This window comes from Paenibacillus sp. KS1 (assembly GCF_001680695.1).
Lineage (GTDB): Bacteria > Bacillota > Bacilli > Paenibacillales > Paenibacillaceae > Paenibacillus_B > Paenibacillus_B suaedae.
Map to the genome: position 1 here is coordinate 53,053 of NZ_MAIS01000019.1, position 16,106 is coordinate 69,158.

Sequence of the window (16,106 nt, forward strand, 5' to 3'; positions counted from 1 at the left end):
TTATGTCTAGCCGGTACACCTTTTCTATCGATGCAATTGTCTATATGATCCGGGTGGAAGCTCCTTCTCCAGCTTTAGCTCACGATAGGCTTACGCCCAAGTTGGCTGTACTCGAAAAGTCCCTTCTTCCTTCTCTTCTTTCACGCTTTGTGGCTCTTCATTCATCTTAACGCGGTAGATATCTGCTCCGAGCGATGACAGCTTCTCTGCTAAGTGCACATAACCACGATCAATATGATGAACGCCTCCGACTTCTGTTGTGCCTTCCGCAATCAACCCTGCACAGATCAATGCAGCTCCAGCACGCAAGTCAGTTGCCGTTACCTTAGCACCTCTTAGCTTAGCCGGGCCTGTTACGACAGAAGTACGGCCATCAACCTTGATGTTTGCATTCATCAGGTTGAATTCATCCACATGCATGAAGCGGTTTTCGAATACCGTTTCGGTCACTACAGATGTGCCTTCTGCTGCAAGCAGCAATGCCATCATTTGCGACTGCATGTCTGTCGGGAATCCAGGGTATGGAAGCGTCTTTACGTCGACAGCCTTCAACGGCTGTTCCGCACGGACGCGGATACCATTCTCATCCGGATCAATCGTAATGCCCATCTCTTCCATCTTCGCAATAACAGGACCAAGATGATCTGCAATCGCACCTTCCACATACACATCTCCGCCTGTCATCGCTGCAGCAACCATATAAGTTCCTGCTTCGACGCGGTCAGGGATAACCGTATGCTCTGCACCATGCAAGTGATCCACACCTTCAATGCGGATAACGCCTGTTCCTGCACCGCGAACGACTGCGCCCATCTTGTTCAGATAGTTCGCCAAGTCGACGATTTCCGGCTCACGAGCAGCATTTTCAATAATTGTTGTACCTTCGGCCAATGTAGCGGCCATCATAATATTTTCCGTCGCACCGACACTCGCATAATCCAAGTAAATCTTGGTACCCTTCAGTCGGCCGTTCACTTTCGCTTCAATATATCCTTGTCCAAGACCGATAACCGCACCCATAGCTTCAAAGCCTTTCAAATGCTGATCAATCGGACGACTCCCAATAGCGCATCCACCAGGCAGAGAAATACGCGCCTGTCCTGCGCGAGCCAGCAATGGGCCCATGACGAGGAATGATGCTCGCATCTTACGTACCAACTCATATGGGGCTTCAAAAGAATGAAGGTTCTCCGCATTCACACGAATGGTTTCGTCGGCATATGTAAGGCTTGCACCTAATTTTTCTAGTACATTGTGTATCGTTTTCACATCGTCAAGTGGAGGTGCATCGCAAATTACGCTAACGCCTTTTTCTCCCAGTAACGAAGCAGCGATGATCGGAAGTACAGAGTTCTTCGCGCCACTAACACGCACAGTACCCGTCAATCGGTTGCCTCCGCGGACGATAAATTTACTCATCATGTTTCCCTCCGCGCTTTATTTCGCCCCATTATCCGTATATCTGTAAAAAATGGTACGTTCTTTTGATTTCCAAATTACATCATACCACTGCTTTACAGCTATGGACAAGCGATATTTTTCGACAGACCCTTCCACATTTTCCTTGGGGCTATCATCCAGTGTTGACATCTTCATTCGATGTTATTCGACAAGTGCTTGAACCCTTGCCGGACGGGGTTTAATCAAGAGGAAATTACGGTATTAACCCCGTCGGTGTACCGCCGTCCAATTCCTCTTAACCATTATTGATGGTTTCAAAACAAAAAACGCAGTGATTGTGTCCAGCTCCAATAATCGACAAAAAACTGTGCCACTGCCCGGCCAACCAAAATGGCTAAAATCAAATGAACCATTTTGCCTTGTGGGCCCTGCGGATGCCGAATGAACAAATCGATCTTTACATTTTGCAGTGCCCACCACGCGAGTGCAATGCACATCAGTGTAATGATCATTTGAATCGCGCCACTCCAACCTACAGACGAGGTGACCTGTGTCCATGTTTCATTTCCGCCCACTTAGACTCCTCCTTACGATTTCCTATCCAAGGCAACGAGGAGTATCGCTGCGAACTCAGCCCGAGTCGCATCGCGATCCGGCTCGAACGTATTGCCTTCATAACCATGCACGTACCCTTGTCGCTTCATCTCAGCCAGCATAGGAGCTGCCCAATGGACAGCAGGAACATCCGCAAACGGCCCCGTGCTTATCGCTCCAGCCTTCAGATGAAGCGCATTGCCGATCATTACCGCCATCTCCGAACGCTTCACCTTCTGGTTGGGCGCGAAGCGCTGGCCACCAACACCCCCCACAATACCGGCATTGGCAACTCGTGATACCGCAGAATACGCCCAATGCTTCGAAGTGACATCCTTGAATGAAGTTGTCTGCTTTCCCTTCGCATTCAACTTAAACGCATTGGCGAGAATGGACGCAGCCTCTGCACGAGTGATCGGCCGATCCGGGCCAAATTCCGCTTCAGGATAACCGTTAATCCAGCCTGACTTGACTGCTCGAACGATTGAATCCTTAGCCCAATGCTCCCCTATATCTCGGAACCCAGCCACAAGTGGATCTGCCTGCACAGATAAGGAATAGAACTGTGTATCGAACTTATCGCTTGTCGTGAGTCGAACGTAGTACGTGCCCGGCTCCAGCTCAGTGCCCAATTCTACAGCGGATTCACCCAACCGGTTGCGTGCTGAGGCAAGCACCTTCTGCTCTCTCGACAGAACGGACATCGTCACCACACGATTCGAAGGCACATTGCCTATCCGAAAGTGCCCATACGCCTGCTCCTTCACTTTCCATTGGAACCAATCCACATCATTATCCTCATGAAAGACACCTTTATATTCCGTTCCTTCACTCATTGTTATCGCTTCGTATACTTTATCATTCGGCTCATTCGGATCCGTGAACTGAGTCAGGTATTCAATATGCAGCTTATACTCTCCCGCCACTGCTTCAGGACGAGCTGTTACTGCATTCTGCACCAATATATAATACTTGCCCGCGGGCAAGTCAGGCAGAACTACCGATTCAGCTTGGCCTTCCTTCTGTTCATCCACCCATCGCGTTTCCATCTGTGAACCGCGAATCTCTATCGCTGGGTCAATACGCACGGTGTCTGTGTCTAGTTTCAACCGAAGTGTCGCCTTGGTCGGCAGTTGAATCGTATACCAATCCAAATCGGAAGCATGGCTGAATGTACCTACAATATCCTGCGTCCGTGCAGGCAGGGCATATGCTTGAAACTGCTTGTCATTCGGTTCGAACGGATCCTCATAAATGAGAAAGCGTGACGACAGTTTGTAAGATATGGCTGCGCCAGCTTCTTCCGCATAGAACCGAAACACATTCTTCCCTTTTTTAACTGGAACGGTGAGCGGCTTGCTAATAGGGTGACTATACGCAGTACCCGAACGACTATCTGCTAAGAAATGTGTGATTCCGATTTTGCTGGTTCCTTGAATTCGCTGCACGTTCAACTCTAGTGTTCCATCGTAGGGTGCGTCTACGACGAACCAGTTATTCTTCTTCTTCCCGTTCAATTCTGCTGCTAAGGAAGTGTCAATCGGGAACATCCTTGCCTTATCACGAGTTGTATTCGTCCCAAATGGATCCTTCTCTACCGGATTCAAGAGCGCTTGATCGGCACGCAGCATCCCATATCCGCTAAGCTGGTCCCAGCCTTGGGCTTCGATATCTTTCGCCGTCTTCCGCAAATGCTGACGAATTTGATATGGCTTCAGTTCAGGATATTGGCTCCACAGCAATGCCGCCACTCCAGCTACTTGGGGAGCCGCCATCGAGGTGCCTTCCTCAGCAGCATAGCCACCACCTAATGCTGTGGTAAATACATGCCACGGTGCAACGAGATCCACTTCTGGCCCCGTATTCGAACGCGGCTCTACCCGCTGCTGTCTTGTGTTTCCACCGATGGCGAGCACCGTAGGATAAGCAGCTGGATATTTGACCGCGATTTTCTCTCCGTAGCGTTTGCCATCATTTCCAGTAGCTGCAATGAGTAGAACACCTTTCTGCTCGGCGTAATTCACAATCTCTTCCATGTACTTTGAATATCGGTACAGTCCAACCGACATGACAACGATTTTGGCACCGTGATCGACAGCGTATAGAATGCCCGCACCTAATTTATCCTCATCGCCATAGCCTCTAGCGTCAAGTGCCTTAATAGGCATGATCTTGGCTGACCATAGAATTCCGGTTGTCCCCTTGTTATTATTGCCTACTGCTGCGATGACGCCGGCAACGCTAGTACCATGACCGTTATCATCTTGTGGGATACCTGTATCTAGCAGGTTAACCCCCTTCACGATATTCGGCTTCAAATCGGGATGGTTAAAGTCAACCCCCGTATCAACCAGCGCAATTGTAGTAGACAAATTGCTCCTTGTCTTCGTCCATGCCGCTTCAATTCCGATTTGCTGCAAATAGTGCTGCTGCCCGTATAAAGTATCATTCGGCTTTATCACCGATTGCAGCGTGCGAACCGTATGATTCGGCTGGATGTATTCGATATCGTCCGAGCGCTTGGCATCGCGAAGCCAATCTTCCAACTTCTCTTCTTCCTTAGGTCGAACAACCATAATTCCTACTGATTCCTGTTCTGATTCTACTATACTTCGACGCAATAATACGTCATCCTGTGCCCCTTGTTTCCACTTAATAATCCATGAGGTTGAGGTTGCTTCCTCCTCATGGTTCTCATTCCTGACAAGACTCGCAGATGGCGATAGCTGCTCATTCGTCCAGCTTCGCTGCGTCGCCTCCTCCAACCTTACCTCGTATATCGGCGAGATCGCTTGGCGCATGCCTGATGCTTCTATCAGCAGCATGCTTGATAGTACAATGATGGTGCCAGTCACGACGACGCGAGGCAATCGTTTCATAATGAATCCCTTCCTATTCTTGTTCCGAAGGCCTGTGCTAGAGGGTGTTATAACATGATTCCACGAGAAGATGACCAAATTCGTCACCGAATCCAATTCTTCCGACCTCTACCTTGCTCTTTATTCACGTCAATGAATGGTAAAGACAAGCAACCGACGCTTCTCCCATCCATTCAATCACAATATACCTTTACACGTTAAACGTTATAAAGTTTCGCCATGGAGACATGCTTTCCTGTTCGTATTGATCAATTTGAGTCCTGAGTCCTACATTTACAAAAAAAAGAATCGAGGTCTCTCGTGAGAGACCTCGATTCTCCGCTAGCACATACTAGCCTATACGCCATTCCATGCTCCAACTAACCTGTGTTCCGATTACATGCGGATCAGCAAATCTACTCCAATAGAGAACACATGTTGAATGACCTTCACGACGAAGCCAGGGAACACACCGAGCAGCAGTACAATCAATACGCATAAGGCGATGACTGCTCGTTGAGTAATCGATATACGAACTTCATCCTCATTGCCAGCACGCATATACATCTGGCGTATGAAACCGAAGTAGAAGTAGAAGGAGATTACGCCTGTTACCATCATGAGCACAGAGAGCCATACCGCATGGCTGGCAGCTGCTCCAAAAATGATGTACAGCTTACCCATGAATCCGGCTGTAACTGGGATTCCTGCAAGTGACAGCACAAGTACGGTCATCGCTACAGCTAGCCACGGAGAACGATAATACAGGCCGGCATATCCCTTCATTTCATCATGGCCTGCAGCGCGCTCCATAACCGTATGGACAGCAAACGCACCGATCGTCGTAAATAAATAGGCCAACAAGTAGAATAGGAACTCCGAGAAGTTCGATGAATGCCACGATCCATCCAACATATCGAGCCCAATCGGCACAAGCAGGTAACCTGCATTCGCAATACCAGACAAGGCTAGGAGCCGCTTGACATTCGACTGCTTGAGCGCCATTGTTGTCCCGATCACCATAGATACCGCTGCTAGCACGAGAAGAATCGTTGCGAAGTCGTGATAGATGAGCATATCCCTATTGGCACCCAGACCAAAATACAGACTATAGAATATGCGGAACAAAATTGCCAAGCTCGCACCTTTGGATACAACAGCCAAGAAGGCAGCGACAGGTGTTGGCGCACCCGCATATACATCAGGTGACCAGGCATGGAATGGTGCTGCTGCAACCTTAAAACCGAAGCCCACCAGCATGAGTAAAAAGCTAACATAGATGAGCGGTTCGAAGGAATGAACTTGATCCGCCAAGCCTCTTGCAATCGCACCAAGCTGCGTACTTCCTGTCATGCCGTATACAAAGGACATCCCGTATAAAATAAATGCAGACGCTACACTTCCCAGTACCGCGTATTTGAATGCACCTTCTGATGACTTCCGGTCATTCTTCTTCAACCCAACGAGAATGTAGGAAGTAATGCTCAACAATTCCAGACCAACATAAAGCGTAATTAGATCTCCTGATGAAGCCATGATCATCGCGCCAAGTGCAGCTGGAAGCAGCAAGTAATAATATTCGCCGCGATGCGGAATCTCCTTATCTCTTATATTGCCGATACTCATTAGCAGTATGAGTGCCGTACCGGTAAGAAATACAATTTTGAGCAGCAGGGCAAAATCATCAACGCGATAGCTTTGATTGAGCAGCTGCATAGATCGAGCCGCTTCCTCGTTAAGTAATGTTCGTTGATACAACTTCCATACCACGAAGCCAAGCGAAATTAGAACGCCCAGCAGGGACAGCCCCCCGATAATATCCCGGTTCACACGACGGGGCAGCGCCAAATCAATGAGCGAGATCACAATCGCTGCAATAACAAGCGTCAGCTCAGGTGCCAGCAGTGCGAGATCGCCCAATTGCAGCAGTTTAACTGTAGTCGCTTCCATGGGCCTACCCCCTCACCTTGAATAATTCAATGACATGCTCGACGCCATTATCAATCGGAGCCGTAACGAATGATGGGAACAATCCGATTAAAATAATGCATGCCGTCAGCACCATGATCGGCACAGCTTCGACAAGTCTGGCATCCTTCAAGCTTGCATAACGATCGTCTCTTGGCCCATAAGAGATTGCCAGTACCCCACGAAGCACATAGACACTGCTTAATATAATCCCAAGTGCAGCAAGAATGGCTGCCCATTTCATCGTTCCGAACAGACCAAGCAGAGACAGAAGCTCTGCTACGAATCCCGACAAGCCTGGCAAGCCTAACGACGCCAAGCCTGACAGCAATAAGATGCCGCACAAGAATGGCATGCCCTTCGCTAATCCACCCAGTTCGCCAATTCTTGTTGTTCCTGTACGCTCCAATAATGCGCCTACCAGCAGGAAGAACAACGCAGAGATAAATCCATGCGAGACCATCTGCACAACAGCACCTTGAAGCCCAATGTCATTCATCGCTGCGATACCAAGCAGAACGAAGCCCATATGACTAATACTAGAATAAGCTAAGATAAGTCTAAATTCTGTCTGCACAAAGGCGAGTATGGCCCCATACAGCACATTAATAACACCCAGTACTGCTAGTAGTACAGCCCAAGATGCGGTCTCCTTTGGAAGCAATGCTGTTCCAAACTGAATAAGACCGTAAGCACCCATCTTCAGCAATATTCCTGAGTGCAGCATCACCACAGGTGCCGGAGCTTCAGCATGCACACGCAGCATCCATGTGTGGAATGGGAAGATCGGGAGCTTCACACCAAAGGCTACAATGAGCAAGAAAAAGACAAACGTCCGCATGCTGTCAGACAAATATACGCCGCTCTGCTCTTGATATATAAAAGAAGTCGCATCATTAATGTTCTTCATAATGACATCAAGATTGCCCGTATATACGTAATGGCCATTCGCCGCCATGTCCGGGTTAGGTGCAAAGCCTGCTGTCACCGTAAGTACAATGAAGGCAACTAAGAGAAGCGCAGAACCGAGCCCATTGTACAGCAGAAATTGATTCGCAGCCTTCTCGCGATGCATATAGCCCCAGATACCAATAAGGAAGTAAGTCGGTACCAGCGTCCATTCGAAGAACATGAAAAATAAGAACAAATCACGTGCCATAAAGACACCCAGCATTCCAACTTCAAGCAGCAGGAAAAGAATAAAATACGACTTCCAGCGTTTCTTCACATACAAGGAAGCAAACGCCGCCATCGAAGCTATGATCGTGGTCATTACCACGAGCGGCAACGATAGGGAATCTATCGACAAATGATATTGAATCGTAAATGCCCATGAGCTTAGCCCTTCAATCAATTCTGAATTGAGCGGAATCGATATCCATGACCATTGCTCTGCTATGGTTTTGCCTTGCTCGAGTGCATCGTAATTGCCATAAATGATAAGCGCCAGTAGAAGAGGCACGAATGTCGTTACAATGCCTGTCACCTGAATCGCACGTGTACGCCCCTGCGGAATGCACAGAAGCACAATGACTCCAAGAAGCGGAGAGAAGGTCAGCAGCGTTAGCAGCGGCATCGAAGAAAGTATATTCAGCATCTACCAGAACCTCCTTCCAAGTGCCAGCACGAGCAGAATCAATCCGACAAAGCCAAACAGGGATACCAGGCCATAAGTTTGCAGTTGACCGTTCTGCACACGCAGCGATGTTCGGCCAACACTGACTGTAAACCATGCTACCAAGCGTACCAGACCATCAATTACCCATTTATCGATTGCCTTCAGCAGTTGCCCAATACCCGATAGGCTACGAACAAATACGATTTGATATAGTTCATCAATATAATATTTGTTGGCAAGCAGACGATAGACAGGTGCTGCCGTATGTTCGAGCGTATCTTGACGCTTGCTACCAGGTCCGTACATGACATATCCAAGTCCAATACCCAATACACCGATAAGCGCCGATACAATCATCACCATGATATTTGCGTGCTCACCTACTTCTTCGCCTGTGAGCCAGGTGCCGAAGCTGCCCCCGAACGGAGTGTTGACGAATCCTGCAACCACAGCCAGTACACTGAGCACGATCAATGGCACTGTCATAGACAATGGCGATTCATGCGCACTGGAAGCCTCGCTGTCTGCTGATGGAGCCCCCGTAAATACGAGAAAGAACAAACGCGCCATATAAAAAGCGGTAAAGAATGCAGCAACTGCACCAATAATAAATAAGAGCCAATTATTCTGATCCCAAGCCGCTGTCAAGATCGCATCCTTAGACCAGAAGCCGGACAGAGGCGGAATACCAGACAGTGCCAGTGCGCCAATACCGAATGTCCAAGCTGTAACCTTCATATTGCGGCCAACGCCGCCCATCTTGAATATATCTTGTGTATGTACAGCATGAATGACGCTTCCCGCTCCGAGGAACAGAAGCGCCTTAAAGAAGGCGTGCGTAAACAGGTGGAACACCCCTGCGGTCACAGCCCCAAGACCAAGCGCCATCATCATGTAGCCGAGCTGACTAACCGTTGAGTATGCAAGGATGCGCTTCAAATCGCGCTGTGCGATTGCAATCGTCGCTGCAAAGATCGCAGTAAATCCTCCAACACTCGCGACAATCGTCATTGCCGTAGGCGACATGTGGAAAATATCAAACGTACGTGCAACGAGATATACCCCTGCCGCAACCATCGTAGCTGCATGGATGAGTGCTGAGATCGGTGTCGGCCCTTCCATGGCATCTGGGAGCCAGGTATGCAGCGGGAATTGACCCGACTTGCCAACCGCTCCTACGAATATGAGAGATGCAATCCATGTCGTCAGTCCGGCAGATATGCCGCTCTGTGCAAGTGTATCTGCATTGCTGAACACATTGCTGATCGATCCGAAGTCAAGCGCATGACCCGGCATGTACCAGAACAGAAGCAGCAGTGCTATAAATAAACCAACGTCTCCGATCCGTGTGACGATGAAGGCCTTCTTAGCCGCAGCACGTGCTGCAGGACGCTCATACCAGAATCCAACGAGGAGGAATGAGCATACCCCTACAAGCTCCCAAAAGATATAGAGCTGGAGTAAGTTTGGAGACAGCACAAGTCCAAGCATCGAGCTGGTAAAGAGCGCAATATAGGCGTAGAACACCGTTTGCCGCTCATCACCATGCATGTAGCCTTTGGAATATACATTTACTAGTAAGCTGACCAGCGTGACAATGACGAGCATTAGCGCGTTCAAGTTCGTCACATCGAATCCGAACTCCAGGCGGATGTCACCGAAGCGAATCCAATCAAAGCTCCGGGTATAGTCCTCCATCGTTCCGGACACCCGCTCCCACAAGAGGAGCGCAGACAGAATGAACGCAGCAAGAGAGCTGATGACACCGAGCAGAACGGCTGCGCCTTTCATCTGGCGGCCAAATGCCGTCAGTATGAGGAACGCGAGCAGCGGAATGACCGGGATAGCCCATGCGAATTGCGAAAAGACGGATTCCATTGTCGTATCCTCCCTACCGATTATCTCTTCAAGTCGTCAAATTCGTCCACGTTGGCCGTTCCGCGATTCCGGTACAACGCGATAAGGATGGCGACACCAATTGCCGCTTCTGCAGCTGCAATCGCAATTGTAAAAAGAGAGAAAATTTGCCCCTTCAGGCTCGGTACGACCCCGTATTTCGAAAAGGCAATCAAGTTCAAGTTCGCCGCATTGAGCATCAACTCAATGGACAGCAGCACAATAACTGCATTGCGCTTTGTTAATACACCATATAAACCAATACAGAACAATATAGCAGCAAGTGTTAAAAAGGAAGCAAGCATCGTACTCATCCTTCATCCGCCTCCTTCTTAGCCAGCACAATTGCTCCGATAAAGGCCACCGTCAACAGAACAGACAGCAGCTCGAACGGAATGACATGCTCTGTGAACAGTTGCTTCCCGATATTCAGCGTATTATCCTGAACCAATGCAGCGTCTTGATGTACAGGAAACTCAGAGCTGCGAATAGAGAAGAATAGCACTCCAAACAGGGCAATACAGCCTATCGCGGCTAACGCTTCCTTCCACGGCTTGACCAATGCCTCATCCTGCTTATCGTGCTTGGTCATCATAATTCCGAAAATCATGAGTATCGATATCGCGCCTGTATAAACAAGTACCTGTACAAAAGCAACAAATTCAGCATCCAACAGCACGTACATCCCTGCCAACCCTAGGAAGGAGAAGGCAACAGAGACGACCATATGTACAACCTTCGTAAAGTTAAGCATCAATACCGCGCCGGAAATAATGCAGATGGCCAACACGAAGAAGACTATCGTCCCCCCCGTCCAATCCAAAGAGAAGTTAAACACTTTTCTTCGCGCCCCCCTTCGGCATGGCGGAGTTGTTCTCTTGACGAACATTGACATTATTGTCGTTCAGCCAGTTCAAATTTTTGAACAAGTCATCGCGACTGTATGTCGCCAGTTCAAAATTGTTGGTCATGACAATCGCTTCGGTCGGACATACTTCCGTACAAAGATCGCACAAAATGCAAATCTCAAAGTTAATATCGTACGTGTCGATCACTTTGCCCTTCTTCTCTGGATCTGGATTCGGTTTGCCTGTCAACGTAATGCATTCCGTTGGACAGATACGGGCACATTGATTGCATACGATGCACTTATCCGGATCGAAATGCTGTATGCCGCGAAAACGGTCAGGCATTTCAAGCGGAACATCTGGGTATTTGTAGGTGACCTTCTTCGACGTCATCGCCTTGAATGTAACGCCTAGACCCTTCAACAGTCCTTTCACGGATCTCACCCCTAGCCTATTTGTTGAAAATTTCGATGTAAAACGCCGTCAAGAAGACGTTAAGCAGGGCAAGCGGCAGCAGCACCTTCCACCCAAAGCCCATCAATTGGTCTACGCGTATACGTGGCATCGTTGCACGCAGCCAGAATAGGAAGAAGACGCAGAATGAAAATTTCAGGATGAACCACAGCAGCCCCGGAATGAAATCGAGGAACGGAAGCGGTGGATGCCAACCGCCTAGGAACAAGACCGTCGTCAGTGCCGAGAGTGCGAATACATACACGTATTCCGCCAACATGAAGAAGGCGAATCGGAAGCCGCTATATTCAACATGATAACCCGCAACAAGCTCTGATTCTGCTTCTGGCAAATCAAATGGGGTACGATTCAACTCAGATACCCCCGCGATAATGAAGACAATGAATCCGATAATTTGCGGGATAAAGTTCCATTCCCAAAAATAGTTGCCTTGCCCTTCTACAATGGTACGCAAGCTGAGCGATCCGTTCAACATGATTATACCCGCGACTGAGATAACGAGCGGAATTTCATAGCTAATCATTTGCGCCGCTGAGCGCATTCCGCCAAGCAGAGAGTATTTGTTGTTGGACGCCCACCCTCCTAAAATAATACCAATGGTAGAGATGCTGGACAATGCGGCATAATATAACAATCCTACATTTAGATCAGCAAAGCCTAGATTAGCGGCATAAGGAATCGTCGCAATGACCGCAAATGCCGGTACATACGTGATGACTGGAGCCAAGATGAATAGTGCTTTATCAGCCTTGCGAGGTATTGTGTCTTCCTTGAGTAGTAGTTTCAATATATCAGCAACCGTCTGCAGCAGTCCCAGCGGACCTACCCGTGTAGGACCATGACGCAGCTGCATCCAGCCGATGACCTTGCGTTCGAAGTAAATCGCATAGGTTACGAAGCCAAGGACGACGAAAAGAAGAACAACTCCCCATGCAATAAAAATTAGACCATTCTGCCACGTGAGCGTCTGATTCAACAAGTCCCCCACTATGCATCCACCTCCCCGACGACGATATCGATCCCGCCCAGTATAGTAATCATATTCGTCATCGTTTCGCCTACGAGCAGCTTCGGCAGTATTTGCAAATTAACGAAGGACGGCCGACGGAACTTCAACCGGAACGGCTCCGCCTTGCCCTTGGATACGATATAGCAGCCAATCTCTCCGCGCGGAGATTCAATACGAGCGTATACTTCACCAGCAGGCGGACGTATGACGCGCGGCACTTTGCCCATTGTCTCTCCCTCGCTCGGGAATTGCTCCACAGCCTGCTCCAAAATGCGTAAGCTTTGCCGTATCTCTTCAACACGAATTAAATACCGTTCATAGCAGTCCCCACGGGTTCCAAGTGGAACATCGAATTCGAATCGATCGTACAGGCTGTAAGGCTCCTGCTTCCTCAAATCCCAATTCACTCCCGTGCAGCGTAGATTGGCACCGCTAAGTCCATATGCGATTGCCGTTTCCGCATCATAAGTACCGATTCCTTTAATGCGGGTCAGGAAAATTTCGTTGCCGCTTACGAGCTTGTTGTATTCATCCAGCCTTTTGCGCATGTATGGAACAAACTCGCGGACTTTGTCGATCCAGCCTGGAGGCGCATCCCACTTGACGCCGCCGACCCGCATGTAGTTGTATGTCAGTCGTGCCCCGCATAGTTCGTTGAACAAATCGATAATGATCTCCCGGTCGCGGAACGCAAATAAGAACGGGCTCATCGCCCCAATATCAAGCAAATACGTCCCCCACCATACCAAATGGCTTGCTACGCGTTGCAATTCCATAACGATAAGTCGGAGAAACTCTGCTCTCTCCGGAACTTCCAGCTGCATCAGCTTCTCAACGGCATGCACGAGTACATAGTTGTTCGTCATGGCGGACACATAATCCATACGATCGGTATAAGGAATAATTTGCGTATAGTTCAAGTTTTCCGCAAGCTTCTCCGTTCCGCGGTGCAAATATCCCATTACCGGGGTCGCTTCCTTGATCACCTCGCCATCAATCTTGACGACGATGCGGAATACACCGTGAGTACTCGGGTGCTGCGGTCCAACATTAAGCAATAGTTCTTCTGTACGAATCACAGGGTTACACCTCCGAATCTAACGGCACGTAGTCTTTGCGAAGCGGATGTCCAACCCAGTCATCCGGCATCATGATGCGACGCAAGTCGGGATGTCCCGGAAACGAAATGCCCAACAAGTCGTAAACTTCGCGCTCATTCCAGTTCGCAGTAGGCCATATAGGCGTTACCGATGCGATGGAAGGCACCTCGCGATCTGTCTTTACACGAACAGCAACCTCTGCTTTCGTGCTTAAATTGATAAGATGATAGATTACTTCTAAATGAGTTTCCTGGTCAATGCCGGATAAATTACGCAAATAGTCACACGACCAATCTTTATGTTCACGAAGCAGCTGAGCTGCTACCAGCCAATGTTCATTTTTCACCGTTACCGTTGGCAAATGATCATTGACTCCATTGATAGCCGCCTCTTCAACCGCATCCTCTGCGACTTCGGCCTTAAGCAGGACTATGAGCTGATCAAGAACTGGCTGTTTGGGTGAGGGCTCTTTCGGCTTTGTCGGTTCTTCATCTGCCTTAACCCGAGGCGCTCGTGCGGGCCGTTCTGGATTCTCCGCAGCATCCCCTGCACCGTCTTCCTTCGCACGTGCTCTTGGTGGACGAGCTGCTGCATCGGCTGTAGTCGATGTTTCACCACCGCCTTCTGCTGCCTTCGCCCGCGCCGCGCGCGCCTCAGCAGCCGCTTGAATTCGCGCAGCCTTCTCCTCTTCCGTCAAAGGGGCACGCTTCGGCTTCTCCGTTTCCGCTGTTACGGAAACCTCCTTCGTCGCATCCGCATGCTCCTGGGATTCAGCAGATGCAGGAGCCACTGGATCATCTTGTAGTGCTGCCGCTTCCTTCTGCTCTTCTACTGTCCCTTCGACCGTCTCTAGCTTCTGCGCTGGCACTTTAGGGACGGTCTCCACATCTGATGCCGCCTGAACTGGCACTTGCGGTTCATCCGCTTTCACTTCGGACTTTTCTCCTGCTGCGGTCTTGATTCCTTCACTTGCTGTTGCTTCATCTAAATCCGGTTTTGAACCTAGATTCGATTCTGGTTTCGATTCTGGAATCGTATTAGATTCCGTATTTGATTCTTGCTTCGATCGTTGCTCAGAGGATTGTTCTTCAGCTGTCTTGTCCTTCTCTTGTTCCTCGCTCATCGATTCGTCACCCGCTTTCCGGTTTTCGCCTCATAGCGGATTTTCTCTTGCAGCTTGTTGATGCCGTAGATAAGGGCCGCAGGATTCGGCGGGCAGCCTGGAATATAAACATCAACAGGCACTATCTGATCCACGCCTTTGACGACTGAATACGACTTCACGTACGGCCCTCCAGCCGTCGCGCATGATCCCATTGCGATGACCCATTTCGGCTCAGGCATTTGATCATACAGACGCTTCAAGAGCGGCCCCATCTTCTTCGTGACTGTACCAGATACGATCATAACATCCGATTGTCTTGGAGACGTTCGAAAGATAACGCCGAAGCGATCCAAGTCGTAGTGCGACGCTCCCGTCCCCATCATCTCGATTGCGCAGCAGGCAAGACCGAACGTAAGCGGCCATAATGAATTACTGCGAGCCCATGCCTTCAACTGTTCAAGCGTGCCAAAGAACACATTGCGTTCCAACTCCTGCCGTTCTTCCGGCGTAATTGATTCTAAAGTGAGTCCCATTGAAGCACCTTCTTTTTCCAGGCGTAAATTAATCCTACCAACAGCAATCCGACGAAAATCAACATTTCGACAAGTGCAAACAATCCAAGCTGATTGTATGCAACCGCCCATGGATACAAGAAAACGGTTTCGACATCAAAAATGACAAACATGAGCGCAAACAAATAGTACCGTACGTTGAATCGGACTTGTCCGACACCAACAGGTTCGTTACCGCTTTCATAAGTTGTTTGCTTCATATCTGTCGGCTTCTTTGGTCTAAGCCATCTCCCTACCGTCAGTGCGACAACCGGCAATAAAATACCGAGTGCAATAAAAATGGCCACAATGACGTAATTGTTGATGTACTGTTCCAAAAGTCATCCCCTCCGCCGCAGCAACTGCCATTTTGCAAAAAAATAGAGAATTTTGTAATAAACCCGCCACAATTATAACAAAACCTACCAACTCCGTCTATGCAATTAATACCACCTTTTGGACAGTTTTATGAAAAGTTGTTCGGTTTTGGTTATATACATATTCACATAAGGAGAACGATAGAAGATCAGCTGGTGAATGTTTTATGAACATCTGGGAGCTCGAGCAGCTCTGGAGTCTCAGGAGAGTAACCAATCAGCGGTTGTGCTTCTTTCCTCTCACTAAATGCGACCACTGGCTGAGCTATGGAATTATATCTTGTAAAAACCAAAAATGCACTCCTTA

The 16,106-nt window shown here is 48.9% G+C and carries 14 protein-coding genes; all 14 read right to left on the reverse strand.

Annotation, left to right across the window (positions count from 1 at the left end):
• Positions 1–90 precede the first annotated feature (90 nt).
• The 14 genes from murA to BBG47_RS08850 all read right to left on the reverse strand — a co-directional run bounded on the left by murA (position 91) and on the right by BBG47_RS08850 (position 15,760).
• A complete protein-coding gene (murA, locus tag BBG47_RS08785; protein ID WP_175400504.1) occupies positions 91–1,419 on the reverse strand; it encodes a UDP-N-acetylglucosamine 1-carboxyvinyltransferase in 1,329 nt (442 codons plus the stop codon).
• Between the two features lie 296 nt (positions 1,420–1,715).
• On the reverse strand, positions 1,716–1,976 hold the full coding sequence (locus BBG47_RS08790) for a DUF1146 family protein (RefSeq protein ID WP_254659788.1): 261 nt from the start codon (positions 1,974–1,976) through the stop codon (positions 1,716–1,718).
• 12 nt (positions 1,977–1,988) lie between these two features.
• Positions 1,989–4,874 (reverse strand): S8 family serine peptidase, encoded by a 2,886-nt coding sequence (locus BBG47_RS08795; protein ID WP_065291430.1) that lies wholly within the window; start codon positions 4,872–4,874, stop codon positions 1,989–1,991.
• 375 nt (positions 4,875–5,249) lie between these two features.
• Positions 5,250–6,803: an NADH-quinone oxidoreductase subunit N gene (locus BBG47_RS08800; protein ID WP_065291431.1), complete on the reverse strand. Its 1,554-nt coding sequence runs from the start codon at positions 6,801–6,803 to the stop codon at positions 5,250–5,252.
• Between the two features lie 4 nt (positions 6,804–6,807).
• The gene (locus BBG47_RS08805; RefSeq protein WP_065291432.1) at positions 6,808–8,418 is read right to left on the reverse strand and encodes a complex I subunit 4 family protein; all 1,611 of its coding nucleotides are present in this window, start codon (positions 8,416–8,418) and stop codon (positions 6,808–6,810) included.
• The gene (gene nuoL / locus BBG47_RS08810; protein WP_065291433.1) at positions 8,419–10,317 is read right to left on the reverse strand and encodes an NADH-quinone oxidoreductase subunit L; all 1,899 of its coding nucleotides are present in this window, start codon (positions 10,315–10,317) and stop codon (positions 8,419–8,421) included.
• A gap of 20 nt (positions 10,318–10,337) precedes the next feature.
• A complete protein-coding gene (gene nuoK / locus BBG47_RS08815; RefSeq protein ID WP_021257164.1) occupies positions 10,338–10,649 on the reverse strand; it encodes an NADH-quinone oxidoreductase subunit NuoK in 312 nt (103 codons plus the stop codon).
• Positions 10,646–11,173, reverse strand: a complete 528-nt coding sequence (locus tag BBG47_RS08820) for an NADH-quinone oxidoreductase subunit J (protein WP_065291434.1) — start codon at positions 11,171–11,173, stop codon at positions 10,646–10,648. The genes nuoK and BBG47_RS08820 overlap by 4 nt, the downstream gene beginning before the upstream one ends.
• Positions 11,166–11,618 (reverse strand): NADH-quinone oxidoreductase subunit NuoI, encoded by a 453-nt coding sequence (nuoI, locus tag BBG47_RS08825; protein ID WP_021258897.1) that lies wholly within the window; start codon positions 11,616–11,618, stop codon positions 11,166–11,168. The genes BBG47_RS08820 and nuoI overlap by 8 nt, the downstream gene beginning before the upstream one ends.
• Before the next feature lie 16 nt (positions 11,619–11,634).
• Positions 11,635–12,645 (reverse strand): NADH-quinone oxidoreductase subunit NuoH, encoded by a 1,011-nt coding sequence (gene nuoH / locus BBG47_RS08830; RefSeq protein WP_021257167.1) that lies wholly within the window; start codon positions 12,643–12,645, stop codon positions 11,635–11,637.
• A complete protein-coding gene (locus tag BBG47_RS08835) occupies positions 12,645–13,745 on the reverse strand; it encodes an NADH-quinone oxidoreductase subunit D (protein WP_021258898.1) in 1,101 nt (366 codons plus the stop codon). The genes nuoH and BBG47_RS08835 overlap by 1 nt, the downstream gene beginning before the upstream one ends.
• Before the next feature lie 4 nt (positions 13,746–13,749).
• Positions 13,750–14,889: an NADH-quinone oxidoreductase subunit C gene (locus BBG47_RS28910; protein ID WP_083189177.1), complete on the reverse strand. Its 1,140-nt coding sequence runs from the start codon at positions 14,887–14,889 to the stop codon at positions 13,750–13,752.
• Entirely contained in the window at positions 14,886–15,404 is a 519-nt protein-coding gene (locus tag BBG47_RS08845) for a NuoB/complex I 20 kDa subunit family protein (protein ID WP_021257170.1), read from the reverse strand. The genes BBG47_RS28910 and BBG47_RS08845 overlap by 4 nt, the downstream gene beginning before the upstream one ends.
• On the reverse strand, positions 15,389–15,760 hold the full coding sequence (locus tag BBG47_RS08850) for an NADH-quinone oxidoreductase subunit A (protein WP_005544817.1): 372 nt from the start codon (positions 15,758–15,760) through the stop codon (positions 15,389–15,391). Before BBG47_RS08850 ends, BBG47_RS08845 begins: the two co-directional genes overlap by 16 nt.
• Positions 15,761–16,106 lie beyond the last annotated feature (346 nt).